The 26184-nt window shown below is 74.6% G+C and carries 22 protein-coding genes and 1 pseudogene; 13 read left to right on the top strand and 10 right to left on the bottom strand.

Annotation, left to right across the window (positions count from 1 at the left end):
- Nucleotides 1-4 precede the first annotated feature (4 nt).
- The gene (locus HD595_RS21960) at nucleotides 5-1174 is read right to left on the bottom strand and encodes a hypothetical protein (protein ID WP_253771880.1); all 1170 of its coding nucleotides are present in this window, start codon (nucleotides 1172-1174) and stop codon (nucleotides 5-7) included.
- Between the two features lie 130 nt (nucleotides 1175-1304).
- Here HD595_RS21960 and HD595_RS46825 point away from each other — a divergent pair, with 130 nt between their 5' ends.
- Both HD595_RS46825 and HD595_RS21970 read left to right on the top strand, forming a co-directional pair.
- On the top strand, nucleotides 1305-2546 hold the full coding sequence (locus tag HD595_RS46825) for a sensor histidine kinase (RefSeq protein ID WP_308211206.1): 1242 nt from the start codon (nucleotides 1305-1307) through the stop codon (nucleotides 2544-2546).
- Nucleotides 2547-2551: 5 nt separating this feature from the next.
- Nucleotides 2552-3199 carry a response regulator gene (locus HD595_RS21970; protein ID WP_253771882.1) on the top strand — a complete coding sequence of 216 codons (648 nt, stop codon included), beginning with the start codon at nucleotides 2552-2554 and terminating at the stop codon, nucleotides 3197-3199.
- An 83-nt stretch (nucleotides 3200-3282) separates the two neighbouring features.
- On the opposite strand, the pseudogene HD595_RS21975 reads toward HD595_RS21970, so the two are convergent.
- Nucleotides 3283-4112 (bottom strand): annotated as a pseudogene (locus tag HD595_RS21975) (2OG-Fe(II) oxygenase).
- Between HD595_RS21975 and HD595_RS21980 the strand changes: the two are divergent.
- Together HD595_RS21980 and HD595_RS21985 are read left to right on the top strand one after the other, a co-directional pair.
- Entirely contained in the window at nucleotides 4096-4296 is a 201-nt protein-coding gene (locus tag HD595_RS21980) for a hypothetical protein (protein WP_253771886.1), read from the top strand. The pseudogene HD595_RS21975 and the gene HD595_RS21980 sit on opposite strands and share 17 nt — an antisense overlap.
- A 170-nt stretch (nucleotides 4297-4466) precedes the next feature.
- Nucleotides 4467-5852 (top strand): hypothetical protein, encoded by a 1386-nt coding sequence (locus HD595_RS21985; protein ID WP_253771888.1) that lies wholly within the window; start codon nucleotides 4467-4469, stop codon nucleotides 5850-5852.
- Nucleotides 5853-5859: 7 nt separating this feature from the next.
- Here the strand turns inward: HD595_RS21985 and HD595_RS21990 are convergent, their stop codons facing one another.
- Nucleotides 5860-6315 carry a MarR family winged helix-turn-helix transcriptional regulator gene (locus tag HD595_RS21990; RefSeq protein WP_253771890.1) on the bottom strand — a complete coding sequence of 152 codons (456 nt, stop codon included), beginning with the start codon at nucleotides 6313-6315 and terminating at the stop codon, nucleotides 5860-5862.
- An 85-nt stretch (nucleotides 6316-6400) separates the two neighbouring features.
- Between HD595_RS21990 and HD595_RS21995 the strand changes: the two genes are divergently transcribed.
- Together HD595_RS21995 and HD595_RS22000 are read left to right on the top strand one after the other, a co-directional pair.
- Nucleotides 6401-6856, top strand: coding sequence for an SgcJ/EcaC family oxidoreductase (locus HD595_RS21995; RefSeq protein WP_253771892.1), 456 nt, complete (start codon nucleotides 6401-6403; stop codon nucleotides 6854-6856).
- Nucleotides 6857-6889: 33 nt separating this feature from the next.
- On the top strand, nucleotides 6890-7516 hold the full coding sequence (locus tag HD595_RS22000) for an NAD(P)-dependent oxidoreductase (RefSeq protein WP_253771894.1): 627 nt from the start codon (nucleotides 6890-6892) through the stop codon (nucleotides 7514-7516).
- 10 nt (nucleotides 7517-7526) lie between these two features.
- Here the strand turns inward: HD595_RS22000 and HD595_RS22005 are convergent, their stop codons facing one another.
- Complete coding sequence (locus tag HD595_RS22005; protein ID WP_253771896.1) at nucleotides 7527-8228, bottom strand: FadR/GntR family transcriptional regulator; 702 nt, start codon at nucleotides 8226-8228, stop codon at nucleotides 7527-7529.
- A 275-nt stretch (nucleotides 8229-8503) separates the two neighbouring features.
- Between HD595_RS22005 and leuA the strand changes: the two genes are divergently transcribed.
- Nucleotides 8504-10204, top strand: a complete 1701-nt coding sequence (gene leuA / locus HD595_RS22010) for a 2-isopropylmalate synthase (protein ID WP_253781268.1) — start codon at nucleotides 8504-8506, stop codon at nucleotides 10202-10204.
- Here leuA and HD595_RS22015 read toward each other — a convergent pair whose 3' ends face one another.
- Nucleotides 10205-11158, bottom strand: a complete 954-nt coding sequence (locus HD595_RS22015) for an oxidoreductase (RefSeq protein ID WP_253771898.1) — start codon at nucleotides 11156-11158, stop codon at nucleotides 10205-10207.
- Nucleotides 11159-11214: 56 nt separating this feature from the next.
- Here HD595_RS22015 and HD595_RS22020 point away from each other — a divergent pair, with 56 nt between their 5' ends.
- Nucleotides 11215-11625 (top strand): MerR family transcriptional regulator, encoded by a 411-nt coding sequence (locus HD595_RS22020; RefSeq protein WP_253771900.1) that lies wholly within the window; start codon nucleotides 11215-11217, stop codon nucleotides 11623-11625.
- A gap of 147 nt (nucleotides 11626-11772) precedes the next feature.
- On the opposite strand, the gene HD595_RS22025 is transcribed toward HD595_RS22020, so the two are convergent.
- Nucleotides 11773-14034 (bottom strand): polysaccharide lyase 8 family protein, encoded by a 2262-nt coding sequence (locus tag HD595_RS22025; protein WP_253771901.1) that lies wholly within the window; start codon nucleotides 14032-14034, stop codon nucleotides 11773-11775.
- Between the two features lie 296 nt (nucleotides 14035-14330).
- Entirely contained in the window at nucleotides 14331-14864 is a 534-nt protein-coding gene (locus tag HD595_RS22030) for an ATP-binding protein (RefSeq protein ID WP_253771903.1), read from the bottom strand.
- A 336-nt stretch (nucleotides 14865-15200) separates the two neighbouring features.
- On the opposite strand from HD595_RS22030, the gene HD595_RS22035 reads away from it, so the two are divergent.
- From HD595_RS22035 to HD595_RS22050, 4 genes are all read left to right on the top strand, one after another.
- Entirely contained in the window at nucleotides 15201-17381 is a 2181-nt protein-coding gene (locus HD595_RS22035; RefSeq protein WP_253771905.1) for a sensor histidine kinase, read from the top strand.
- Between the two features lie 138 nt (nucleotides 17382-17519).
- Nucleotides 17520-18356, top strand: coding sequence for an SAM-dependent methyltransferase (locus HD595_RS22040; protein WP_253771907.1), 837 nt, complete (start codon nucleotides 17520-17522; stop codon nucleotides 18354-18356).
- An 18-nt stretch (nucleotides 18357-18374) separates the two neighbouring features.
- Nucleotides 18375-19181, top strand: coding sequence for an SAM-dependent methyltransferase (locus HD595_RS22045; RefSeq protein WP_253771909.1), 807 nt, complete (start codon nucleotides 18375-18377; stop codon nucleotides 19179-19181).
- A gap of 45 nt (nucleotides 19182-19226) precedes the next feature.
- Nucleotides 19227-21836 carry a DUF7824 domain-containing protein gene (locus tag HD595_RS22050; protein ID WP_253771911.1) on the top strand — a complete coding sequence of 870 codons (2610 nt, stop codon included), beginning with the start codon at nucleotides 19227-19229 and terminating at the stop codon, nucleotides 21834-21836.
- Here the strand turns inward: HD595_RS22050 and HD595_RS22055 are convergent.
- Nucleotides 21833-22621: an MBL fold metallo-hydrolase gene (locus HD595_RS22055; protein ID WP_253771913.1), complete on the bottom strand. Its 789-nt coding sequence runs from the start codon at nucleotides 22619-22621 to the stop codon at nucleotides 21833-21835. The two genes, HD595_RS22050 and HD595_RS22055, sit on opposite strands and share 4 nt — an antisense overlap.
- Nucleotides 22622-22690: 69 nt before the next feature.
- On the opposite strand from HD595_RS22055, the gene HD595_RS22060 reads away from it, so the two are divergent.
- A complete protein-coding gene (locus HD595_RS22060) occupies nucleotides 22691-23191 on the top strand; it encodes a MerR family transcriptional regulator (RefSeq protein ID WP_253771915.1) in 501 nt (166 codons plus the stop codon).
- Here HD595_RS22060 and HD595_RS22065 read toward each other — a convergent pair.
- Together HD595_RS22065 and HD595_RS22070 are read right to left on the bottom strand one after the other, a co-directional pair.
- Nucleotides 23178-24365 carry a hypothetical protein gene (locus HD595_RS22065; protein WP_253771917.1) on the bottom strand — a complete coding sequence of 396 codons (1188 nt, stop codon included), beginning with the start codon at nucleotides 24363-24365 and terminating at the stop codon, nucleotides 23178-23180. The two genes, HD595_RS22060 and HD595_RS22065, sit on opposite strands and share 14 nt — an antisense overlap.
- Nucleotides 24366-24475: 110 nt before the next feature.
- Complete coding sequence (locus HD595_RS22070; RefSeq protein ID WP_253771934.1) at nucleotides 24476-26107, bottom strand: dolichyl-phosphate-mannose--protein mannosyltransferase; 1632 nt, start codon at nucleotides 26105-26107, stop codon at nucleotides 24476-24478.
- Nucleotides 26108-26184: the final 77 nt, after the last annotated feature.

Raw genomic sequence — 26184 nt, forward strand, 5'->3', positions numbered from 1 at the left:
TGTGTCAGCCGGCGGTGACACTTGCGGTGACGTGATCGGCGGAGCCGCGCCCGCAGTGGCGGCAGGCGGGCCGCCTGCGCAGGTGGTAGGCCAGGGCGGCGGCGGCCAGGGCGGCGCCCCACACCGGCCAGAAGCACTCGGGCAGCCACGCGCCCCACTCCGCCATCGAGAAGCGGCCCGCGACGGTCGCCCGCACGTACGTCAGGCCCGCCACCACGATGATGATCGCCACGAACGTCGCCGGGACGATGGCCAGCGGTGGCGGCACCCTCCTGCCTCGCAGGCCGGGGATCCAGCGCGGGAACACCTCGCCCCAACGCTGGACCAGCCCCAGCGTCAGCAGGCCGCCGAGCGCGCCGAACGTGGCCAGGTACGCGCCCGCCAGCCAGATGCCGGGGGTGTCGCGCGCGCCCTCCTCCAGGAACTCCCTGCTCACTCCGAGCGGGATGCCGAGCACCCACGCCCACCGGGTCAGGCAGTACACCAGGGGCGTGGCGACGGCCACGGCGACCGCGCGGCGTCCCCAGCGGGCCGCCGCCTCCCGCGAGGTCCATCCGCTCTCCTCCTCGCCCCGGCCGCAGGCGGCGCAGGCGGCGCGGGCACGCCGCCGATGGACCACGGCCGCCCGGGCCAGCAGGAGCCCGCCGAGCACGCACAGCAACTGGTTGAGCACCGGCCACGGCCAGGCGTCCCCCAGCCCGACCTGGCCGAAGGGCCCGTCGAGGAAGCCCGAGAACATCAGGAGCGGCGTGTACGCGACGCCCATCATGACCCGTGAGTCGGGGATCGCCAGCACCAGGGCCGCGGCCATCACCCAGGCGGCCGCCACCGCGACCCGCCCGGCCCGCCCGTCCCGCCGCGGAGTCCGGGTGAGGGCGAGGGCGACGGCCAGCGCGAGCGCGGCGAAGGCGGCGACCCACCAGGCGTCGGGGCCGGGGTCGAGCCCGGCGAGCAGCGACAGCGCGCCGTCCAGGTCCGGGTCGCCGGCTCCCCACGGGAAGCCCGGCACGCCCAGGGCCCAGGCGGTGCCCAGCACGAGGTACACGACCGACCAGACGGCCGCGGCCAGAGCCGGCGCGCGCGAGGCCGCCGCCATGCGGCCGATCATCGTCACTTTGCGGCCGGTCGCCGTCGTGCCGCCGGTCATCGTCGTTCTGCGGCCGTTCGTTGTCATGCGGCCAGTCTCGAAGCGGCGCCCGGGCGGCCACGAGATGCCGATCGGCAGGTCGTGGCCGCTCGCGCGGGCCGTGACCGTGCCGTTCGGCAGGGGTGCCGCGCCTCCGGGTGTGCGTATCGTCGGGGACGTGGGAGTGGGAGAGCGCATGCGGTGGTGCGGGATCGGCGCCGTGGTCGTGGCGGCGGCCTGCGGTGTGCCGCGGTACGGGGTGGCCGCGATGGCGCCGCTGGCCGCGGCCGTGGCCGCCCTGGCCTGGGCGGCCGCCTCGCGACCCGGTGGCGCGAGGCCGCCGCGGGCGGGCGGCGCGACCGGAACCGCGGGGACCGTGCGCCAGGGCGGCCTGCGGCTGTCGATGCGTGAGGACGCGGGGCCGGCGGTGGTGACGGCGGGCGCGGCGGTGGTCTCCCTCGCGGCCACGCTCGTTCAGCTCACCGGCAGGGGAGCGGGCAGCGGGGCGGACGTCTGGGGGATGGCCGAGGGTCTGGCGTTCATCGCCCTGGCCGGCCTGCTCGCCCGCCGGTCACCGGCACGGCAGGCGGTGGCCGCCGGCGTCCCGGCCGGGATCGCCGCCTCCACCTGGATGTTCCGCTTCTACTCGCCCGTCTCGGCACTGGAGGCGGTGGGCATCTGCGCGTTCTGGTCCGCCGGTGTCCTGTGCGCCGCCGGAGTCGGCCTCTACCTGCGGGCGCTGGACGAGCGCCGCGCCGCCGCGGTGACCGCGGCCCGGGAGACGCAGCGCCGGAGACTGGCCCGCGACCTGCACGACTTCGTCGCCCACGACGTCAGCGAGATGCTGGCCCAGGCGCAGGCGGGACAGGTGGCCGGAGCCGCCGACCCCGCCCAGGCCATGCTGGCGCTGCGCCGGGTGGAGGAGGCGGGGCAGCGCGCCCTGGCGACCCTCGACCGCACCGTCCTGCACCTGAACGACGAGGAGGACGACGGCGACGAGGATCTGGACGACGGGCAGGAGGCGCTCGCCGCGCGCCTGTCCGACATGGCGACGCGCTACTCCTCCGCCGGGCCGGCCCGCGTCCACCTGAGCGTGGACGAGAGCCTCGACGTGCCGGGCCGGGTGAGCGCGGCGGCGTACCGGGTGGTGGCCGAGGCGCTGACGAACGTCCGCCGGCACGCCCCGGGCGCCGCCCGCGTCGAGATCTCCGCCACGGCCCGGGCCGGCGCCCTCCAGGTCACCGTGGAGAACGACGGCGTCACCGGCGGCGGGCCCTCCGGCGGGCGGGGCGGGTTCGGGCTGCCGGGACTGGCCGAGCACGTCGCGTCGCTCGGCGGCGACCTGAGTGCGGGCCCGGTGCCCGGGGGATGGCGCCTGTCGGCCCGGATCCCGCTGGAGCGGCGGGTGCTGGCACCATGAGCGACATGCCGATACGCATCCTGATCGCCGACGACCAGGAGGGCATCCGCGGCGCCTTCCGGCTCATCCTGGACGCGCAGCCGGACATGACCGTCGTCGCCGAGGCCGCCGACGGCCTCGCCGCCATCGAGGAGGCCCGCCGCCTGCGCCCCGACGTGGTGCTCACCGACGTCAGGATGCCGCTCGCCGACGGCATCGAGGTCGCCCGGGCGCTCGCGGACACGGACGTCCACGTCGTGGTGGTGACGACGTTCGGGCTGGAGGAGTACGTGCGGGCCGCGCTGCGGCACGGCGCGTCCGGATTCGTGCTGAAGCGGTCCGGGCCCGCGCTGCTCGTCGAGGCGGTACGGGCGGCAGTGAGCGGCGACGTGCTCATCAGCCCGCAGCTCACCGTCGGCCTGCTGCGCCGGGACGCCGCCGAGCCCGAGGAGGCCGGCGCCCCGGACCCGGGCCTGACCGCCCGCGAGGAGGAGGTGGTCCGGCTCGTCGCCCAGGCCAGGACCAACGCCGAGATCGCCGAGGAGCTGTTCCTGTCGCCCGGCACGGTCAAGAACCACATCGCGGCCGTCCAGCGCAAGCTCGGGGCGCGCAACCGGGTCGGCATCGCCGCGTGGGCCTGGAGCACCGGCCGCGCCGCCGCCTCCCCGCCGTAGCCGCCGCTCACCTCGGCGGACGTCGGGCGGCGTCGGCCCGTCGTCGGGTGTCGTTCGGCCGATGTCGGTCGATGTCGGGGGCGTCAGGCGGCGTCGTGGAAGACCAGGCCGAGGGTGTGCCGCAGGCCGTGCCGTACCGTGCTCACGCCATGCCGCACCGGGGCGGCCGACCAGCCGCGCGCCGAGGGCACCGGCCGGTCGCGGGTGGTGAACACCAGCCCGTGCCCCTGGGCAGCAGCGTCACCGTGCCGCGCGACTGGGCCCGGGGCCGCTGCTCGACCAGCAGGAACTCCCCGCCGCCGTAGTCGGCGCCCGGCTCGTCCAGGCCGATCACCACCTGCATCGGGAAGACCAGGTCGCCGTACAGGTCGCGGTGCAGGGCGTTCCAGTCGCCCTCGCGGTAGCGCAGCAGGATCTGCGTGGACTTGGTCTGGCCGGCCTCGTGGCACCTGGCCAGCCACTCGTCGAGGGTGTCGGGCCAGAGCGCGGGCCGGCCGAGCCGGGCGGCCCAGTCACGGGCGATCGGCAGCAGCCGGGGGTACAGCGCCTGGCGCAGCTCCTCGACCAGGTCGGGGAACGGCCGGTCGAAGTAGCGGTACTGGCCGCGCCCGAAGCGATGCCGTTCCATGTCGACCGTCGAGCGGAACAGCGCGACCTCGTCGTACAGGCCGGAGATCCGGCGGCACTCCTCGGCCGTCAGCAGCGGGCCGGCCGGCGCGCAGCCGTGGGCGTCCATTTCCCGGGCGATGCCTTTCCAGTCGGCCCGGGCGACGCGTTCCTGTGGTTTCAGCATGGGTGTTTCTCCTTTCTCCTCTTCCAACACCGGGCGGGCCGCCGAATGGTGGCGGTTTTCGGACGTCACGCTGCGGTCACGGCACGCTTCCGATGATGGGGCCATGGACAGAACCTTCATCCGCAAGGCATGCGCCGTCCTGCTCGGCTCGCTGAGCCTGGCCGCCACGCTCGTCGTGTCGGCGGGCCCGGCCGGCGCGCAGACCACGACCACGACGCAACCGACGATCACTGCTGCCGGTCCCCGGTGCCCGATGGGCTGGTACTGGAGCGACCGCTGGAACAGGTGCGTGCGGCGCCACTGACCGCCCCCTCCCTGAAGCCTCGGCGTCCCCGCGTCCCCGTGCGTGGGGGCGCCGAGGCGTGTCCCCGGGAATTGCAGACCGTACAGAAGAATTGCGCCGGCTTGACGTGATCGAATTCGGCCGATAAATGTGGCGCTTTCGCATTGATCTTTTCCGGGAATGGGAGGGCCGTGCGCCCGTTACGGTGGCGGGTCTCGCTGGCGCTGTGGGGAGCGGCGTTCGTCCTGGCGCTGACGCCGTGGGTCGTCTCTCTCTTCGCCACCGAGACGTACGGCGTCTTCCTGTACGAGGCGTACTCCTGTCCCGGGTTCGAGCTCAGATCCGGCCTCTCGTTCCTGACGGTGGACGTGTGGACGCCGCCCGCCCCGGCCGTGGTGGCGGTGGGGTTCGCCGCATGGGCGCTCCTCGCGCGCAAGGGGCATCTGCGCTGGGCCCGCGTGGCGGGCCGGGCGACCGCGGTGGTCCTCTCGTGGAACGCGGTGCTGGCCCTGGGAACGAAGGCGCTGGACGTCGCGGTCGGCTGCTCGACCTCGGAACCCTTCGGGGCGGAGCTCGTCCGGTCGTATCTGTACGACCTGGTCGTCGCCGCCCTGATCGTGCTCGCGGTACGGACCCGGCGAGCGGTTCGTCCGCGCTGGAGCACGTATGTCCGGGTCCTTCTGGCGCTGGTCCTCGTCCTCCTGATCCCTCGGACGGACGCGGCGCCCGGCAAGGTCACCGAGGCGTCCCCCGAGCTGTGCGAGCGGTGGGACACCATGGGCTACGGCGACGAGAAGACGCCGGACGACGCGCACCGCGAGCAGGCGTACCTCTGCGTGGTCCGGCAGGAGGGCGTTCTGCAGGCCAAGTACTTCGGCACCTCCGACGACCGGTTGCTCGCCATCGGGCGGCGCCTGTGCCGCGACCCCTCCGGAGCCTCGCAGGACGTCGCGGGGGAGTTGGGAGAGCGGCGGTTGAACGCCGCGCTCAGATACCTCTGCCCGGACCTCGCCCGGCGCCAGGACGCGGCCGAGGAGCGGGCCCGCGCCGAGAACGAGCGGTTCATCGCCACCGCGAGGCGGCGCTGCGACCGCCTGCCGCGCCACCGCCCGCGCATCCCCGCCGTCCGCGCGGCCCGGGCCGCCCTGTGGTCGGAGTCCGGCACCCTGTACGCGTCCGAGGAGGAACCGGGGGAGGACTTCCCCGCGCTCGACGACGCGTTCACCAACCACCTGGTGGGCAGCGCGCCCGGGCAGCTCGCGATCCTCACGGCCGACGAGGCGATGCACGTGTGCGTCACCGTGGAGGCGTCCCGGCGGCGCCCGCCCGTCGAGCTCAAGGGCTGGGAGCAGGTCGTGGAGGTGGGCTACCGCAGCACCACCGGCGACCTGCGCCTGATCGACGACGACGGCGGCGACGACCTGCCGGACCTGACCGCCGGCGGCAGGGGCGCGTACCGCGTGCGGGTGCACATGCGCGGATTGGACGCGGCCATGGCCGGTGACGACGCCCGGCAGGAGTTCCTGGTCATGGTCTATCCCGGGACGTCCACGCGGCAGGTCGTGCTGCGGAAGTGAGCCCGGGTCACCGGCGCAGGTCGTCCGTGGCCTCCTGGTACGCCGCCGCCGCGCGGCCGAAGTAGTCGAACAGCACGTCGAGCTGCTCCGGTGTGTATCCCCGGAGGATCTCGCCGACCCTCTCGCGGGCCGGGGTCATGACCTCGTCCAGCCGGGCCGGCTTGCCGACGATCTCCACGATGACCTTGCGCCGGTCGTCGGGCGAGGGGGAGCGGCGCACGTAGCCGGCCTGCTCCAGCCGGTCGATGAGGCGCGTGGTCGGCCCCGTCGTCAGCCCGGCGCGCTCGCCCAGCTCGCCCGGGGTCATCGCGCCGTGCAGCTCCAGGATGTTGAGCGCGTACAGGTCGGTCGCCCCGAGGTCGCAGGCCCGCGCGCTGGCCTGGCCGTGCAGCAGCACGGCGCTCAGGTAGCGCCGGTAGACCGCGCCCGCGTCGGGGCGCATCCCGCGTGTTGACATCGTCATGCCTCCCGCCTAATCTCTTCCTCAGAGAAGAGAAATCTTCAACGAAGAAACTTCTTCGGCGAAGCTACCACGGAAGAGGCATGACATGAACCACCAGCAGACCACCGAGGCCGACACCGCCGCCATCCGCACCCTGCTCCAGGAGACCGTCGAGGCGTGGGGCCGGGGCGACGGCGCCGCCTACGGCGCGCGGTTCACCGACGACGCCACCGACGTCACCTTCGTCGGCACCGTCTACCAGGGCGGCGAGGAGATCGGCCGGGCCCACCAGGCGCTGTTCGACAGCTTCCTCAAGGGCACCCGCCTGGCCATGGAGATCATCGACATCCGCTTCTACGGCCGCGACACCGCCGTGGTCGTCAGCCGCGGCGACACCTACAAGGGCAAGCCGAAGAAGCTCGGCAAGGTCCAGACGTACACCGTCGTGCGCTGCGAGGACGGCCGCTGGCGCATCGCCGCCATCCAGAAGACCAAGCGTCAGGGCCTGATGGAGGCCGTCTCCTTCATGTTCCAGCCGGCCACCAAGCCGCGCACCCGCTGACCGCCCCGACCCCCCTGAGAGCAGGACACGCACATGGCGACCATCGCCGTCATCGGCGCCACCGGCCGCACCGGACGCGCCCTCGTCGAGCGGGCACTGGAGACCGGGCACCACGTCACCGCGATCGCCCGCCGCCCCGAGGCCCTGGGCCTGCGCCACGCCCGCCTCACCCCGCGCGCGGCCGACGTGCTGCGCCCCGGCGACCTCGCCGCCGCGCTGCCCGGCCACGACGCCGTCGTCTCGGCCATCGGCTCGACCGGGCGCGGCCTCACCACCGTCTACTCGGCCGGCACGGCCGCCGTCGTCGAGGCCATGGGCGCCTGCCGCCGGCTGGTCGTCGTCTCCTCGGCCGGGCTGGAGACGCCGCCCGGCGCCGGGCCCGCGACGCGGCTCGCCGGACGGCTGCTGCACCACGTCATGCGCCACCCGTACGCCGACATGCTGCGCATGGAGCGGCTGCTGGCCGGCACGGACCTCGACTGGACCGCGGTGCGGCCCACCGGCCTGACCGACGCGCCCGCCACCGGCCGGCCGCGCGTCAGCGTCGGCGCCACCGAGCGCGTCGGCAACCGCACCTCCCGCGCCGAACTGGCGGCCTACATCCTCGATCACCTCGACGACCCGGCGACCTACCGCACGGCCGTGGCGATCTCCTCCTGAGCCGTGCGGTTCAGGAGGTCTCCCGCTGGAGGAGGCGCAGGGTGTCCTCCAGCTCGCGTTCGATGATCTGGCCCGCCCGGTCGGGATCGCCCGCGCGGACCGCCTCCACCAGCGCGGCGTGGGAGTCGTCGCCGAGCGCCGGGTCGTGGGCGCGCAGGTCCACCAGCGCCATCAGGTCGATCAGGCCCCGCCGCAGCACCGGGGCGAAGTCCGCGAACAGGCCCGTGAGCAGCGGATTGCGCCCGGCCGCCACCACCGCCGTGTGCAGCGCGATGTCGGCGTCCACGAACTCCGCGTCGCCCGCCTCCTTCGCCGCCCGACGCCGCCGCGCCAGCGCCAGGTCCATCGCCGCCAGGTCCTCGTCGGTACGGCGGGCCGCGGCGATCCGCGCCGCCCGCACCTCCACCATGGTCCGCACCTCGTACAGGTCCACCACGGCGGCGCGGCGCAGCCGGGCGGGCCAGTCCTCCACCGGCTCGGTGGCGATCACGTACACGCCCGAGCCCTGACGGGCGGCGAGCAGGCCCGCCCCGCTCAGCGCGCGGATCGCCTCGCGGACCGTGGAGCGGCCCACGCCCAGCTCCTTGGCCAGGGTCGTCTCCCCGGGGAGCCGCGTGCCGACCGGCCAGTGCCCGCCGGCGATCTGCACGCGCAGCCGCTGGGTGGCCTGGTCCACGAGGGGGCTGCGGCTCAGAGGGCCGAGCGATGTCATCCATACCTCTCAGGTTGTCTGAGGAGCTGAGGTGTGGTTAGTCTACCGCCCATGACGCTGCCCGGTCTGCTTCTCGGCCGCCGCGGCGGGGCCTGACGCGATCGGCACCCCGCCGCGGGATCCCGCGTGCCGCCGGTCGCCCGCCCAGCCACGACCCAGACCAGCACGTCAGAGAAGAGAGACCTCGCATGTCCGCTCCGTTCCCCACCCTGCGCACCCCCTCAGGGCCGATCCCCGCCGGACAGCCCCACTGGAACCCCCAGCGGCCCGGCTCGATGCCCTCCCACCGCTATCGGCCCGTCCACGAGCGGGTCGACGTCCCCGCGCACGACCGCCGGTGGCCCTCCCGCACCGTCACGGCCGCCCCGCTGTGGGTGCCGGTCGACCTGCGCGACGGCAACCAGGCCCTGGCCGACCCCATGGACCCCGACCGCAAGCGCCGCATGTTCGAGCTGTTCCTCGCCATGGGGTTCAAGGAGATCGAGGTCGGCTACCCGTCGGCCAGCCGGACCGACTTCGACTTCGTCCGGCTGCTGGCCGAGCGCGACCTGGTGCCGGACGACGTCACCCCCGTCGTCTTCACGGCCGCGCGGCCCGACCTGATCGAGCGGACGTACGCCTCGATCGAGGGGCTGCCGCGCGCCGTCGTCCACATGTACACCTCGACCGCCCCCACCTGGCGAGAGGTCGTGCTCGGGCAGGAGCGCGACGACCTGCGCGCGTTCATCACCCGGGCCGCCGGGCACGTGGCCCGGCTGGGCGAGGGCCGGCCCGGGGTGCGGTTCGAGTTCTCGCCGGAGGTGTTCAACCTCACCGAGCCCGACTACGTCCTGGAGATCTGCAACGGGCTGTCGGCGCTGTGGGACGCGAGCCCCGACCGGCCGGTGATCCACAACCTGCCGGCGACGGTCGAGGTCGCCACGCCCAACGTGTACGCCGACCAGATCGAGTACATGCACCGCCACCTCGACCGGCGCGACGGCGTCATCCTGTCGGTCCACCCGCACAACGACCGCGGCACCGGCGTGGCCTGCGCCGAACTGGCCGTGCTGGCCGGGGCGCAGCGGGTGGAGGGCTGCCTGTTCGGCAACGGCGAGCGCACCGGCAACGTGGACCTGGTCACCCTGGCCCTCAACCTGCACGCCCAGGGCGTCGACCCGATGATCGACCTCTCCGACATCGACGTCGTCCGCGCGACCGTCGAGCACTGCAACCGGATCCCGGTCCACCCCCGCCACCCGTACGGGGGCGACCTGGTCTACACGGCCTTCTCCGGCACCCACCAGGACGCCATCAAGAAGGGCTTCGCCCACCACGAGCGGCGGGCCGCGGAGCTGGGCGTGACGCCGGACCGGGCGCCGTGGGCGGTGCCGTACCTGCCGATCGACCCCCGCGACGTGGGGCGCGACTACGAGGCCGTGATCCGGGTCAACAGCCAGTCGGGCAAGGGCGGGGTGGCGTACGTGCTGGGCGTCGAGCACGGGCTGGACCTGCCGCGCGGCCTGCAGATCGACTTCTCCCGCGCGGTGCAGGACGAGGCCGAGCTGAGCGGCGGCGAGGTGACGGGGGAGCGGCTGTGGGAGCTGTTCCGGGCCGCGTACGTCGGCCGGACGGGCCCGGTGGAGCTGCTGCGCTGGAAGGTGGACGACGCGGGCGGCGAGCACGCGTTCACGGGCGACTTCGCGGTCACCGGCGCGGGTGAGAGACGCGGTGAGGGGACGGGCGTGGGGCCGCTGGCCGCGCTCACCGCGGCGCTGCGCGGGCTGGGCCACGACGTGGAGATCGTCGGCTACACCGAGCATGCCGTCCCGGCCTCCGGACGCGCCGCGGCCGGCGAGGAGAGCCTGGCGGCGGCGTACGTGGAGTGCCGGGTGGCGGGCGTGACCGCGTGGGGGGTGGGCCTGGCCGCCTCGGTCCTGACCGCCGCCGTGGACGCCGTCGTCTCCGCCGTCAACCACGCCCTCTCCCGCGACTGATCACGAGAACGCGTCCACCCCGGTGAGCTCGGCGGACAGGGCCCACAGCCGGGCCGCCTCGGCCGGGTCGACCGCCCACGGCTTGACCCCGCCGACGAGCATGTCGTCGGTCGTGGCCGGCTCGGCCACGTCGCAGTCCTGGCAGTAGACGCCGCCGAGGTCGTCGAGCAGGGGCGAGGTCGCCGCCCACGCGGCGGTGGCCGCGCCCTGCGCCGGGGTCTTGAAGCGGGCGGGCGGCGTGCCGTCCTCCGTGATCCAGCCCAGCTCGGACTGCCGCTCCAGGGGGACGTGCCGCTGCAGCGGCGTCAGGATGCTGCCGGGGTGCACGGCGTACGCGCGCACCCCGGCCGGGCCGCCCAGCCGGTCGAGGTGGACCGCGAACAGGGCGGCCGCGGTCTTGGCCTGCGCGTAGGCGAGCCAGCCGTCGTAGCCGTCGCGGAAGTGGACGTCGTCCCACCGCATGCCGGACAGGAAGTGCCCGGAGGAGGAGAGCGCCACCACCCGTGCCCCGCCGGGGGCGTACGCGGGTCGCAGGCGGTTGACCAGCGCGTGATGGCCGAGGTGGAGCGCGAGATGCGCCTCCCACCCGGGACCGACGCGCGTCTCGGGGCAGGCCATGACCCCCGCGTTGGCGACGACCACGTCGATCGCCGCGCCGTCCGCCACGACCCGCTCGGAGAAGCGGCGCACGTCCGCCTGGTCCGTCAGGTCGAGCGGGCGCACCTCCACGCGGGGGACCTCGCGCAGGGCCGCGCGGGCCGCGTCCGGGCGGCGGGCCGGGACGAGCACCCGCGCGCCGGCCCCGGCGAACGCCCGGACCAGCTCCAGGCCCAGCCCCGAGTAGCCGCCAGTGACCACGGCGGTCCGCCCCGTCAGGTCGATGCCGGCCAGCACCTCCTCCGCCGTGCTCCACGCCCCGAACCCGCTGCCGATCTTGTGTTGCCTGTTCGTCATGAGTCCGACCGTAGAATCTAGACTTCGCTCTAGGTCAAACTCGGCGGAGGTGCGGGATGGCGGCGAGTCTGTCCATCGGCGACGTGGCGGCGGCCACCGGCCTCAGCGTGCACGCGCTGCGCTTCTTCGAGCGGGAGGACCTGTTCCTGCGCGACATCCCGCGCTCGGCCGGCGGCCACCGGCTCTACGACGCGGCGGACGTGGAGTGGCTGCTGCTGTGCAACCGGCTGCGCGAGTCGGGCATGCCGATCGCGACGCTGCGGAGGTTCGCCGCCCTGGTGCGCTCCGGCCCCGGCAACGAGCCCGACCGGCTGGAGCTGCTGCGCGAGCACGAGCGGAGCGTCCGCGCCCGGATCGCCGAGCTGACCGCCTGCCTGGAGGTCATCCACGGCAAGGTGGCCGTCTACGAGCGTCACGTCGAGGACGGCACCGCCGCCGGCCTCTGGGCCCCGGTCCCCTCCTCCTGAGCGCCGCGCGGCCTCCCGTCCCACCGCCAGCCGATACGGCGCCTGCCGATCGAGAAGGTGGGGGAGCGGAGCGGCCTCGGCACCGCCGACAACCCGCGCCACCACTTCCTCAGGCAGGTCGGTCGGCTCCAGGAGGCTCTGCGCCCGTCAGCGCAGGCGGAGCGTGATCGTGCAGGAGCCGCCGAGCCGGTCGGCGAGGCGGCCGAAGCGGGCCGTGAGCGCCGGGCCCGTCGTGGCGCCGGACAGCAGCGGGTGACCGTCGGCAAGGCCCGCCACCGGCCGGTGCCAGGTGACGGTCAGCTCGTCCAGGTCGCAGCGCGGATCGGCGACGGTGAGCGTCGCCGTGCCGTCCGGCAGCTCCCGGACGAGGACCGCGCAGGGAGCGGAGGCGGTGAGGAGGCCGGTCGTGCCGGGGTTCCAGAAGTTGACGGCGGTCAGCCCGAGCGACGGGACGTGGACGCCCTGCTGATGCCGGGTGTTGGCGAGGACGCGGGCCCAGCCGGGGTCGGCGGCGCGGGCCCGGGTGCGCTCCTCGGTGGCGCCGGGCAGGAGCAGGTAGACGTAGGCGGCCTCGCGCGGGTCGGTGCCGTGGTCCAGCCATAACGTCCGGTAGTCACGCGCCGTGCCGTCCGGGCCGGTTCTCCGCTCCCGGAGGGTGCGCGGGGCCGGGCCGCCCGGCAGGACGTAGCCGCCGTGCCCCTCCAGGTGCGCCCACGTCGCCTCGACCGTGAGCGGCGCGCCGGTGCGCCGGTTGTCGACGACGGTCTCGACCGGGACGCCGTCGCGGGAGGTGATGCCCGCCCCCAGGCACACGACGGCGTCGTCCAGGAAGAACCACGACTTGAACGCCTCCATCGTGCTCTCCAGCCCGTTGAGGTGCTGCCCGACCGCCGCGTACGCGCCGTCGGTCGCGCCCCCCACCCACCGGCCGGGCGGGCACGTGTCGCCCCATCCCGGCCCGGCCCCGTCGGGCAGCCGCTTGGTGGAGACCGTGGTGCCGGGCAGCCGGTACGGGTCCACGGTCGCCCAGAAGCCATCGGAGTACTGGTCGCCGTGCCCCTCGGCCCACCAGTAGAGCATCCCGGAGCCGGTGTGCCACCCGCGCAGGTTCTCGCCGTTGCCGTGCTCGTAGTGGCCGATCCGGTACGACGCCATGCTGAGCCCCGCGCACCAGCCCGGCGCGCGGTGGACGGCGCGGGCGCTCATCGGCAGCAGCCGGTGCCCGGCCGGCTCGGGGGCCGCCGGGACGCGCGCGTCGGCCACGACCGCCGCCAGCCGGGCGTGGAAGCCGAGCTCGCCCTCGCTCTCCGCCGCGTCGAGCATCGGCCGCGCCGTGTCGCGCGCCGCCCAGCCCTTGACCATCGCCTGCCAGCGCGCCCGGTCGGCCTCCGGCGCGGTCTCGGCGAGCAGCAGGATCGACGCCGCGATCAGGCGCCCCCTCCGGTGGTCGCCGAACGGCCGGCGCACGATGCCGCGCCCGCCGGCCAGGTCCATGCAGAACCCGTCGTGGATCACCGGCGCGAACGAGCGCTCCACGCTGTCGTGCACCACCCGCCGCAGCTGCTCGGGGATCTCCCACGGAGTGCCGCGCAGGACCGTGAACAGCGCCGCGAGCCCCGCCAGGGCCACCATGCCGTACCCGCCCTGGTACGGCACGTACGTGTGCTGGATGAAGGAGCCGTCCCGGTAGAACCCGTCGCCCTCCTCGACGTACCGCAGGACGGGCGTCAGCGCGGAGGCGGCCAGCGCGGCCCGCTCGGGGTCGGCCCCGAGGATCGCGCGCAGCAGCATGACGGTGCACAGGTCCACCCGGTTGGCGCCGGTGCTGAGGCCGCCGTAGCGGTGCAGGCGCCCCGGCGGCACGAAGTGGTCCACGGCCTCGCGCAGCCCGCCCGCCTGCTCGGCCGTGAGGTGCGGGGCGACCAGCACGGCCGCGTCGAGCAGGACCTTCGGCACGCCGATCCGCCAGTTCCACCAGTTGCCCTCCGGGCGCGTCCCGGCGGCGTACACGTGGCGGCGGTAGTGGTCGAGGCCCGCGGCGACGGCCGTGGCGAGCCGCGGGTCGCCGGTCAGCCCGGTGCCGGGCAGCGCGTACGCGCGGGCCATCGCGCGCAGCCGTTCCGGGGTGGCGGTGAAGGACGGGTAGGGCAGGCCGGGCCAGAGCGACGCGCGGTCCGGGGCCATGGTGTCGCGGAGCCGGGCCGCTTCGCCGCCCAGCTCGGCGAGCCGTTCGCGGTACGGCGGGAGCGCCGCCGCCCGGGACACCGGGTCGGTGGTCAGCGCGGTCCACCGGCGGCGCAGGAGGTCGAACGCCTCGCCCCACAGCCCCGTGGCGGCCACCGGGACCATCGCCCCGGCCGCCGCCGCTCCGCCCAGCAGCAGGAGGGATCGCCGGGTGTATCCGCGCACGAGCAGATTATCGGGGAACGGGGAGGCGGGCCGAGCCGCGACGTCACCGGGCGGCCTCGCGAATGGGGGAGGGGACGGGGCCGCGGCGCGAAGGGGAGGGCAGGAGCGCCGCGGCCCCGCGGAGGGGGACGACCCAGGGGGCCGCGGTCCGCAGGAGAGGTGCGAGGACCGCGGCCCGAGGGGGAAGGGGGACCACGGGGAGGGGGACCGTGGGCTCAGGGATCACTGAGAAGTCGGGACGCCGGGGCCGTCCTTGACCCGGTGACCTGCACGGCCCCGGCGTCCCGTGGGGGATCTCAGAATGGCTTCGCGCTCATGGCGGCCAGTCCCCAGGAGTGGCCGCGTTCGGTGTGCTTGGCGGAGCCCGCGCCGTCGGGACCTTCCGGCGCGGGCTCCGGGACGGGAGCCGGCAGCTCGAACCAGACGACCTTCCCTCGTGGGGTGTGGTCGCCGCCCCAGCAGCAGGCGAGCATGTCGACCAGTTGCAGGCCGCGTCCCCGCTCGTCGTGGCGGCGGGAGAGCCGGACCTGCGGGAGTTCCGGGTCGGAGTCCTCGACCTCGACGCGCAGCAGGCCGTCCTCCTCGCTGAGGCTGACGCCGACCGGCCCGTACGCGTGCTCCATCGCGTTGCTGACCAGCTCGCTGACGAGCAGTTCGGCGATCTCGCTCTGCGCGGAGTGGCCCCAGGCGGCCAGCTTCCTGCGGACCAGGCGGCGTGCCCGGCCGACCTGGTCGGGGCGGGCCGGGAAGCGCCAGGAGGCGACCCGGCATCCCGCGGTGGCGGTGCCGCTGATGGCGGCGATCAGAGAGATCCAGGGACGCGCGTTCACGGCCTGCCTCCCTGACGGGTGTCGTCGCCGCCGTGGAGGTCCACTGACGGGCCTGCGATCCGGTGGTGACTCATGGTTGGGACCCTCGCTCTTCGCTTCCCCCGAGCGGTTTGCTCAGGTCTTAAGCGTCCCTCACGCCTTCGGCCAGAGGGACGTGAGAAATCCCGATATAGGTACCTATTTCCTGAGTAGGGGTGGTGTCTACGTAGTGGCCCCCGTCACACTCCGCTCCGCCCGGCGGGCCGTAACGGCCTGGCCACGACGGGCGAAATGTCAGCTTGTAGGGGTCATAATCCTGTCCAGCGGTGGCACACCGGGCGAGGGAGCGGGGGCAGGATGGCCGGACTGACCGGTACGGACGGCACGACCGGCGACGCGTCCGAAACCCCCGCGCACCCGACCGGCGAGGCGCCTGGGAGCCCCGGGGCGGGGACCGGCCAGGCGCCCGGGGGCCCCGCAACCGGCGAGGCCGCCGAAGTCGCCGGAGGCGTGCGCCAGGACCCGCGGGCCGTGCTCGCCCAGGCCGGGGCCGCCGTGACGGCCGCCCTCGGGCCCGTCCTGGAGATCACCGCGCTGCTGATCCTCGCGAACCTCCCGGACGCCTGGCACCCCACCCTCAGCTCCACGCCGCAGTCGGCCGCCGCCCTCACCTTCCCCGTGGTCGGGGCGTTCATGATCCATCACCGGCCGGGGCTGAAGCTGGCCTGGCTGATGTGCGTGGGCGGGTTGGCGGCCGGGATCAGCGACTTCGCGTCGGCGCTGATGTTCCGGATGGCCGCCGACGGCGACCTCGTCGCGGCCGGCCACCTGCGCATCGCCGCCGCCGTCGGCTGGGCGGTGTGCGGCGTGACCCTGACCACGCTGCTGCCCCTGTACTCGCCCGACGGCCGCCTGCCCTCGCCGCGCTGGCGCCCCGTCGTCGCGCTGGGCACCGCCGCCCTCTCCGTCGAACTGCTCAGGAACGTCTTCCGCCCGGATCCGCCGCCGGCGCGGTACCCGTACCCGGCGGTGATTCCGAACCCGCTGCAGATCCCCGACCTCGCGCCGTACAACGCCACGATCTCCGCGGTCGCCTGGACCGCCATCTACACCGCGATGGCCCTGTCGGCCCTGTCGCTGCTGGTGCGGATGCGCCGCGCGGACCCCGTCGGCAGGCGGCAGATCGGCTGGCCGTTGTTCGCCTACGCCGGGTACATCGTCTTCCTGGTCGCGGGCGCGTTCGAGCCCGGCCTGGCCTGGCTGTCGATCACCTGGGCGGCGCTGATCCCCGTCGCGGTCGCCTTCGCCGTGACGCGTTACCGGCTGTACGGGATCGACACCGTGATCAGCCGGACGTTCGTGGCGGCGGGCCTGCTGGCCGTGGTCAGCGCGGTGTACTTCGGCGCGGGCGCGCTGGCCGGGCTGGTGGTCTCCGGGTACGACCAGATCGCGGGCCTGGCCGCGGCCCTGTTCGCGGGGGCGTTCTTCCAGCCGCTGCGGCGGGCGTTGCAGCGCGCCGTGGACCGCATGCTCTACGGCGAGGTCGGCGACCCGCGGCTGCTCGCCGAGCGGCTCACCCAGGAGGTGCGCCGGGCCGACCCGGCCGAGGCGCTGCACTCGGTGGTGGGGGTGCTGCGCGACGGTCTGGCGGTCGAGGGCGCCGCGGTGGAGGTGGCCGACGGCGAGCCCCGCCACGTCGAGAGCGGCCGGGTCGGCGACCGGCCGCGCGAGGTGCCGCTCGTCTGGCACGGCGAGCGGGTCGGCCGGCTGCTCGTCGGCCCGCCCGGGCCGCGCCGCTTCCCCGCCGCCCACGACGAGCGGGTGCTGGCCACGCTCACGCCGTACGTCGCCGACGTGGCCCACGCGGTCCGCATGGCCGCCGACCTGCAACGGTCGAGGGAACGCATCCTCACCACCCGCGAGGAGGAGCGCCGCCGCCTGCGCCGGGACCTGCACGACGGCCTCGGCCAGACGCTGGGGGCCATGGCCATGACGATCAACATCGCCCGCAGCCGGCTCAAGAGCTCTCCGGACTCCGCCGACGCGCTGCTCCAGGACCTGCGCTCGGGCATGGACGCCGTCGCGGGCGACATCCGCGAGCTGGTGTACGGCCTGCGGCCCCCGGCGCTCGACGACCTCGGCCTGGCCCGCGCCGTACGGGAGCTGGCCGCCGGCCAGGTTTCGGCCGAGACGGTGATCGAGGTGGAGGCGGACGGCGACCTGAGCGGCCTGCCGGCGGCCACGGAGGTGGCCGTGTACCGGATCGTCCAGGAGGCCCTGACGAACGTGCGGCGGCACGCCGACGCCCGTCACGCCCGGGTGGTGCTGCGGCGGGAGCCGGCGGCGCTGCGGGTGCGGATCAGCGACGACGGCCGGGGGCTGCCCGACGGGCACCGGGCGGGCGTCGGCCTCGGCTCGATGCGCGAGCGCGCGGCCGAGCTCGGCGGCGTGTGCGTCGTCGGCCCCGAGCCCGGCGGCGGCACCCGCGTGGAGGCCACCCTGCCCTTGTCGGACGGGCCGGGCTCCTCCGTCGGGTGACCGATGTCACGCACGGTGACCGACGCCGCGCGCGGTGATCTGTGCCGAATCCCACTCGGTGAGATGGGCGAATCCTGTGGCACAAGCCCGGATTTTTCCTACAATCAGGCTCAAAATGATCACCCGAGAGGGGGTCGCGTGAGCGACCTGGACCGCGTGCCACCGCCCGGAGTCGACACCCGTGTCCCGAGCGTCGCCCGCATGTACGACTACTACCTCGGCGGCAAGGACAACTTCGCGGCCGACCGCGAGGCCGCCGAGAAGATGATCGAGCTGGGCCGCGCCATGGGCAACGACGCCCGCCAGATCGCCCAGGCCAACCGCGGCTTCCTCGGCCGGGCCGTACGCCTGCTCGCCGAGCGGGGGATCACCCAGTTCGTCGACATCGGCGCGGGCCTGCCGACCCAGGACAACGTCCACCAGGTCGCCCAGCGCCACGCCCCGGGAACACGCGTCGTCTACGTGGACAACGACCCCATCGTGCTGACCCACGCCCGGGCCCTGCTCGCCCGCGACCCCGACGTCCTCGCCCTCGCGGGCGACCTCAGGGACCCGGACGCGATCTTCGACGACCCCCAGGTCACCGCGCACGTCGACCTCTCGCGACCGTGCGCCGTCCTGCTCGTCGCCGTGCTGCACTTCGTCACCGACGACGCCGACGCCGCCAAGATCGTCGCGCGGATCCGCGAGCGGCTGGCCCCCGGCTCCTATCTGGTGCTGTCCCACCTGTACGAGGGCAACGCCACCGACGACCTGGCCCACGCCGGCCAGAGCGTCTACGCGGGCACCACGTCGGGCGGCCTGGCCCGGCGCGGCTACGACCAGATCGCCGCCTACTTCGAGGGCCTGGAGCCGCTCCCGCCCGGCATCGTGCCGGTGGACGCCTGGGATCCGCACGTGGAGCCCGGCCCCGACCTCGACCTCGACCGCCCGGGCATCCTGGCCGGCGTCGGCCGCGTGCCCGTGGACGACTGACCCTCCGATCGGAGACCGATGGACGACCAGAGCGCCCGCTCCGCCTGGGAGCGGGTCGACACCACCAAGCCGCACTCGGCCCGCGTGTGGGACTACCTGCTCGGCGGCAAGAACAACTACGCCGTCGACAAGGAGGCCGGCGACACCATCCTCGACCTGTTCCCGGCCTTCGCCGAGGTCGCCCGCCTCCAGCGGCGCTTCCTCAACCGCGCGGTGCGCTTCCTGGCCGGGGAGGTGGGCATCCGCCAGTTCCTGGACATCGGCACGGGCCTGCCCACGGCCAACAACACCCACGAGGTGGCCCAGTCGGTCGCCCCGGAGTCGCGCATCGTGTACGTCGACAACGACCCGCTCGTGCTGGTCCACGCGCGCGCCCTGCTCACCAGCACGCCCGAGGGCGTCACCGAGTACCTCGACGCCGACGTCCGCGACCCGGACCGGATCCTGGAGGGCGCGGCCAAGGTGCTGGACCTCAGCCGTCCGGTCGGCCTGACCATGCTGAGCATCATGGGTCAGGTGAGCGATGACGAGGACCCGAACGGCATCGTGACCCGGCTGCTCGACCGCCTGCCCTCCGGCAGCCATCTCGCGCTCAGCGACGGCGTGAACGCCAACCCGGCGCTCGTCGCGGCCGTCGAGAGCTACAACTCCCGGGCCGCCTACCCCTACCACCTGCGCGCCCCCGAGCGGATCGCCACCTTCTTCGAGGGCCTGGAGCTGGTGGAGCCCGGCGTGGTGCCGACGCCGCAGTGGCGGCCAGGACCCGAGGGCCACACCCCGTCCGGCCCGGTCAGCGCCGTCTGCGGGGTGGGCCGCAAGCCCTGACTCACTCCCGGCCCTTGTCGGTGGCCGCCGCTATGGTCCCCGATCATGAAGGTGTCAGAACCCCCCGCCGCGCCGGGCGGAGCCTGGGACGCGGTCCGCGCCGCCGTCCTGAAGGAGGATGCCGCCGCCACGGCCGCCGTGGTGAACCGGCTCACCCACGAGGAGCGGCGGCAGGTGGCCCGCGCGCTGCCCGGCCTCCTCGCCGAGCTCAGGAGCGTCGGCCACGGCAGGGCGGTGGCCCGGTCGATCTGGTCGGCCGACGAGTGCATGGGGTGGGCCGAGGCGATGCGGATCGCCGGGGCGGGCACGATCGCCGGGGCCGCCGCCGTGGCCGCGTGGCTGAACCGCCGCGACTTCCGGCGCTTCTGGCAGGAGCCCGACGACGTCCCGTACATCCTCCAGGTGGTCGCCGGACGTCCCGAGGAGTGGCGGGCCGACCTCGCCGTCCGCCTGGCTCTGCGGCTGCGCGGCACCGACGACGACTCGCCCCGGTCCGTACGGCTGGCCCTGGAGCTGCTGCGCCGCACCGGGACCGAGCCGCCCGCGCACGACCCGTTCACCCTGGCCTGGATCGCCGCCTGGCCGGCCGACCCGGGTGACGCGCCGCTGCTGGACGCCATGCTGCCGCGCGTGTTCGCGGCCGAGGGGGCGGGCCGGCTGCTGCGCGGCGACGAGGAGCGCCCGGTCCGGCTGGCCGCCCTGGCGGCGAGCGGCCGGGTCTCCCGCGCGCTCCTCCTCAACGGCTGCGTCAGCCGGTTCCTGCGCGGCGGAGCGGCCGCCGACCTGCGCTTCTTCGTCCGTCTCCACGAGGCTCTGGCCCCGTCGGCCGCCGAGGTGGCCGGACGGCGGCGCGACTACGCGGCGCTGCTGCCCGCCGCCCCCGCCAACGTCGCCGACCTCGCGCTCAAGCGGTTGCGCGCGCTCGGCGGGCTGGAGCCGGAGGAGGCCCGCGAGGCGGTGGAGGGGCTGTTGTTCCGCGCCGAGGGGAAGCTGGTGCGCGCCGGGCTGATCTGGCTGGACCGGCTCCTCCGCGACCATCCGGGCGACCTCGACGGCTACGCCCCGGCCCTGGCCACGGCGCTGATGTGCGAGACGGGTGAGGCGCGCGAGCGGGCCGCGCGGCTGGTGCTCAAGCACGCCGCCCGCTTCACCCCGGACGGGGCGGCGCCCATCCTCGACGCCGTCGCGCTGATGCCGCCGGGGGAGGGTGCCGCGCTCGCCGAGGCGTTCGGCGGCGACCCGGTGCCCGCTGCGCCGGAGAACCGGTTCACTCCGCCCCCGCTGCCGCCGGTCCCCCGGCCCGCCCCCATGCCCGCGCCGGTCGCCATGCCCGCCGAACTGCTCCGCCTGTGGCCGTTCAGAGGCGACTGGCTCCCGGCGGAGCGCTGGCTGGACGGGTTCGTCCGGCTGGCCGCGAGCGACCGGCCGGCCCTGACCGAGGCCCTGGCCGCCGTCGCCGGTCGCTTCCGCACCCGTGAGTACTGGAGGCGCCCGTGGCGCGATCCCGAACCGTGGATCCTGGCCATGGCCAAGGAGCTGTGTGACCCCGGCGTCGAGCGCAGGACCGCGAACGCCGTCCTGGCCGGTGACCGGCCGGCCACCGTCGGGGAACGGATCCCCGAGGCGGAGCACACGACCCTGAGCATCCGCATGCCGCTGCGTCGTTACGCGGAGGTGTACCAGGCGCTGACGGACGGCGCGCTCCCGCCGTACCTGCTGGCCACGCCCACCCACGTCAGCGGCCGGCTCGACGCGGCCGCGCTGGTGGAGCGCCTGGAGGGCTACGAGCGCGACGGCGTCGAGCCGCTGCCCGTGGACCTGGAGCAGGCGCTGCTGCGGCTGTCCCGCACCGCCTCCGGCGAGGTCGCCGCCCGCGCCGCCCGGCTGACCGGCGCGGCCGGCCGCGCGGTCGCCCGGCTGCTGTCCGGCGAGCGCGCCGAGCCCCGCGTCGGACTGCGGTGGGAGGAGAGCCCCCACGGCCCACGGATCATGCCCGTCCTGTCCTGGGACGGCACGGGCATCACCGTGCTGGAAGGAGAGCTGCCGGCCGCCAGATCCAAGGAGGTGCTCGGCCGGCTCCTCCCGGTGCTGGCCGCCCACCGGGACGTGGCCGCCGCGCTCACCGTCGACACCCTGCGGTACCGCGCTCCGTACAGCACGCCCGGACTCGACGTCCTGGCCGCGCTCGCGACCGCCGAGGGGCCTGCCGGGACGGGGGTGGCGTTCGTCGCGGCCGAGAGCCTGTGCTTCTACCCGGAGGAGGCGGTGCCGCACCTGCTGGAGCTGGCCGCGTCCGGCGGGCTCGGCGAGGAGACGGGCCGGCAGCTCGCGGTGGTGCTGCGTGACGACGCGACTCAGGGGAAGGACCGCCGCTACCGCCCCGCCGAGGTGCTGCGGGCGTTGGAGGAGCTGGCCCGGCGCGGCGCCCACCGGGAGGTGTGGGGGGTGATGGCGGGGCTGCTGGCCGCCTACCTGCCGGGACCCGGCGAGCGGGCCACGAGCACGCACACCCGGATGACGGCGCTGGCCGCCGACGTGGCCTGGTGGGCGAACGCGCGGGGCGCGCTGGAGCCGGTCGCCGAGCTGGCCGGCCGCGGCCGGGTGACGGGCCTGGTCCGCGAGGCCCGCCGCCTGCACGCCGTCCTCACCGCCTAGCCTGCCCGCTGGGCGAGCTCCCACGGGTCGTGGGCGGAGAAGACGTCCACCCCGTGCTCGTGGGCCAGCGTCCGCAGCCGGGCCTGGTTGGCGATCCGGAGCTCGGCGTCCACCTGCGCCAGCTGCTGGACGACGTCCATCAGCGGGTGCGCGACGGGCCGCGCTTCGAGCTCGCGGTGGTAGAAGTAGGCGTCGCCCGCGTGCAGCAGCCAGCGGTCGCCGTCCCGGACGGCCACGCCCGCGTGTCCCCGTGAGTGCCCGCCGAGCGGCACGAGCAGCACGTCGTCCAGCCCTTCCAGGGGCCGCGCGCCCTCCATGCCGAACCAGGTCTCGCCGCCCTCGCCGTAGGTGACCCAGCGCGGGCCGTGCGCCCAGTGGCCGGGCCGGTAGCGCCGGCTCGGCGCCTCGGCCGCGGCGGCCTCCAGCTCGGCCGCCATGACGTGGACGGCGGCACCGGGGAAGTCGGGCAGCCCGCCGCTGTGGTCCACGTCCAGATGGGTCAGCACGACGTGCCGCACGTCGGCGGGGTCGAACCCGAGCGCGGGGAGCTGCCGGGCGGCGGTCTCGGCGGGGGCGAGCGCGGGCATCACCTGCTCCACCCACTCGGTGTCGAGCAGCTCGCCGGGACGCGCGACGTCGTCCAGGCCGAGCCCCGCCTCGACGAGCACGAGGCCCGCGGACGGCGTCTCGACGAGCAGGGCGTGGCAGACCGCCGGGGCGGTGGGCAGGCCGGTGGTGGACTCGATCTCACGCATCGAGCCGAGGTTGAGGTGGTGAATCTTCATGCGCCTACAATGCGACTTGAACCGCGGTTCAAGTCAAGCGCGGCTCAAGGCAGCGGGAGGAGAGGCGTCATGACCGAGGAAACCGGCGAAGAACTGCTCGACATCGGCGAGGTGGCCCGGCGCTCCGGCCTGGCCCCCTCCGCGCTGCGGTTCTACGAGCGCAAGGGCCTCATCGAACCGGCCGCGCGCAACGGCCTGCGCCGCGCTTACCGGCCGGAGACGCTCGACCGGCTGGGGCTGATCGGCTGCGCCCGGGACGCGGGGTTCACGCTGGCGGAGATCGGCGCGTTCCTCGGGGCCCGGCCGTCCGACACGACGCTGCGCGAGCGCATGGCGGCCAAGGAGCGGGAGGTGGACGCGCGGGTGCGGCAGCTCACCCGGCTGCGCGACAGCTTGCGCCACGCCTCCGTCTGCGACCACGACCCGCTCGTCGAGTGCCCCGACTTCAAGCGCGCCATCCGGAACGTCAGCGTCCCGGAGGACGTCAGCGCCCCGGAGACCGCCGGCGCCCTGGAGGAGGTCAGCGCCCCGGAGGGCGCCGGCGCCCGGGAGGACGTCAGCCCGCGCTGACGTACTGCCGGGGCCGCAGCGCGTGGGCGCGCAGCGCGGCCAGCGCCGCGAAGTGGCCCACCCGCGACATGCGCACCGCCAGCTCGTCGCCGAACGCCAGCCCGAGCGCCGTGAGCCGCCCCACCAGGTCCTCCAGCGGCTTGGCGACGTCGCCCGGCCCCTTGGCGGGATGCCAGCCCTCGTCGCCGACCACCTCGGCGACGCGGCGCCGCAGCTCGGCCGGCGAGATGAGCGACCCGTCGGCCAGCAGCATGAGCGCCGCCTCGCGGGCCGCCAGCTCGAACTCCTGCTCACCCTTGGGCAGCAGCAGCCGCGTCACCGCCTCCCACATCGCCTCGGGCGACAGCAGCAGCCGCCTGCCCACGGCGGTGATGGTCAGCCGGGCCCCGTCGCGGCGCAGCGCGTTCAGCTCCCGCTCGGCCAGGTCACGCAGCCGCAGCGCCTCCGGGGAGGGCGCGAGACGCAGGGGCAGGCTCTCCTCCGAGGCCGCCAGCGACAGCAGCCCGTGGAGCGGGGGGACCGGCTGGGCCGGCACCGGCGCGTGCAGCCGGACCTCGAACGGCTGGGCCAGCTCCCTGCGGGCCGGGCCGCGGCCCAGCACCCAGCGGTTGAGCCGCTCACCGTGGACGCGGTTGAGCCAGCTGTCGCCGCCCAGGTCGGTCCGCGGCTCGGTGAGCCAGCGCCGCGTGAGGGCGACCCGGTCGAGCTCGTCCTCACCGGCGAGGATGGCCAGCTCCAGGGCCGCGGAGCAGGCCACGTGCGCGCCCAGCTCCTCCGGCCCCATGATCGTGCTCCACTGGAGCTCCGGCACGTCGGGCGGCAGCACCCCCGTGGCCTCCAGGGCCTCCTGGTAGGCGGCGGTGCCCGCGTCCTCGCCCTCGCGGGCGTACGTGCGCAGGATCTGCTGGGTCGTGGGGGAGACGCACAGCGCGGCGTAACGGCGCAGCCCGCCGAGGTGGAGCAGGCGGCCGAGCGAGCGGGCCAGCCGCTCGTGGTCGCCGCCGACCTTCAGCGGGAGCGTGTACCAGAGGAACTCGCAGACGTCGAGCTGCGTCACCGTCTCCAGCGGGTCGCCGCCGGTCAGCCACTCGACGGCGGTCCTGGCCTCCTCGGCCAGGTCCGGTTCGGAGCGCTCCAGCTCGGCGAGGAGCGCGGTGACATCTGGTGCACTCATGCCTCGAAGTTTGCCGTATCGACCCCGGGCCTGACGATGCCCGAAACCTGTGCGTATTGGGTCTTGCACGGATCTACCCTACGGAACAACTGATAAGTGGACCGCCACCGTCAGATCCACCGTTTGTCGAAGAGCATGCGGGCCTTCCATTCGGTGTAGGGGATGAGCTCGGCCGTGAGGATCGGGTGCAACCACCAGAAATTGATCAGAGCCAGCAGCGCGAACGCCCCGACCACCGCCGCGCCGATCGTGCGCCGCATCGGCAGCGCGCCGCTCTCGGTGCGTCTCGCGGGCCCGATCAGCCAGCCCGCGCACAGCGTGATCGCCAGCACCATGAACGGCACCATGGGGATCGCGTAGAACAGGAACATCGTCCGGTTGTCGGTGATGGCGAAGTAGAACCAGGGCAGCCAGCCCACCGCGTACGACAGCAGCACCGCCCCGGCCCGCCAGTCACGCGAGGCGACGTACCAGGCGATGAGGGCCACCAGCGCGAGCAGCGACCCGAACCAGATCACCGGCGTGCCCACGCCGAGCACGGCCTCCGAGCAGTCGCGCGCGCCGCAGACGTTCTGCTTGCCCTCGTAGAAGAACGCGACCGGGCGCAGCAGCAGCGGCCACTGCCACGGCTCCGACATGTACGGGTGGGAGGTCTCCAGCCCGCTGTGGAAGGTGAAGACCTGCCACTGGTACTTCACCCACGAGCGCATCGAGTCGATGACGAAGTAGAACGGCCCCGACGACGTGGCCTGCGCCCAGTTGCGGCCGTAACCCGTCGCCGTGACGAACCAGCCGGTCCAGGTCGCCATGTACGCGACGAACCACACCACGCCGTAGGCCGCCACCGCGGGCGGCACGTCCTTGGCCAGCGCCCCCGCGTACGGCCGGCGCAGCCCGACCGCCCGCCGCGCGCCGAAGTCCCACAGCACCGACATCACGGCGAACGCGGCCAGGAAGAAGATCCCCGACCACTTCACCGAGCAGGCCGCGGCCAGGCACAGCGCGGCGCCGATCCGCCAGGGCCGCAGGCCCAGCGACGGGCCCTCGGGCGACAGCGGTCCGGTCTCGTACCACTCGGCCAGCCGCCGCCGCGCCCAGTCTCGGTCGGCGACCAGGCAGGCGAACCCGGCCAGCACCCAGAACATGAGGAAGATGTCCAGCAGCGCCGTGCGCGACAGCACGAAGTGCAGGCCGTCGAGCGCGAGCAGCAGACCGGCGAAGCAGCCCAGCAGGGTCGAGCGGGTCATCCGCCGCGCCACCCGGGCGATGATCAGGATCGACAGGGTGCCGACGACCGCGGCGGCGAAGCGCCAGCCGAACGGGTTCATGCCGAAGATCCACTCGCCGACGCCGATCATCCACTTGCCGAGCGGCGGGTGGACGACGTAGGAGGCGCACTTGTCGAGCTGGTCGGGCGCGCACTTCTGCCAGATGTCGAGGTTGCCGGCCAGGATCGCCTTGTCGGCGTCCTTGATCGTGACCCGCTCCACCAGCCAGGTGATCAGCGAGTAGGCGTCCTTGGCGTAGTAGGTCTCGTCGAAGACCACGGCCCGGGGATGCGCCAGGTCGATGAAGCGCAGGATCCAGCCGAAGGCGGCCACGAGCAGCGGCCCGAGCCAGCCCCACAGCGGGTTGGCGGGCATGGGCGGGACCATCCGCTCGCGCACGGAACGTGCCCGGGGACTGCTCTCGTCGGCCTTCGGCTCACCAAAGGCGTGGTACGCGAAATCGGTCACCGCCATTCGGACATCGTACGGGCCTGAAGCCGATGTTTACCCGTGAACGCCGTCCGATCGGGAGGTCCTACCGCCGTCCTGCC

Source organism: Nonomuraea roseoviolacea subsp. carminata (assembly GCF_024172185.1).
Taxonomy (GTDB): Bacteria; Actinomycetota; Actinomycetes; order Streptosporangiales; family Streptosporangiaceae; genus Nonomuraea; species Nonomuraea roseoviolacea.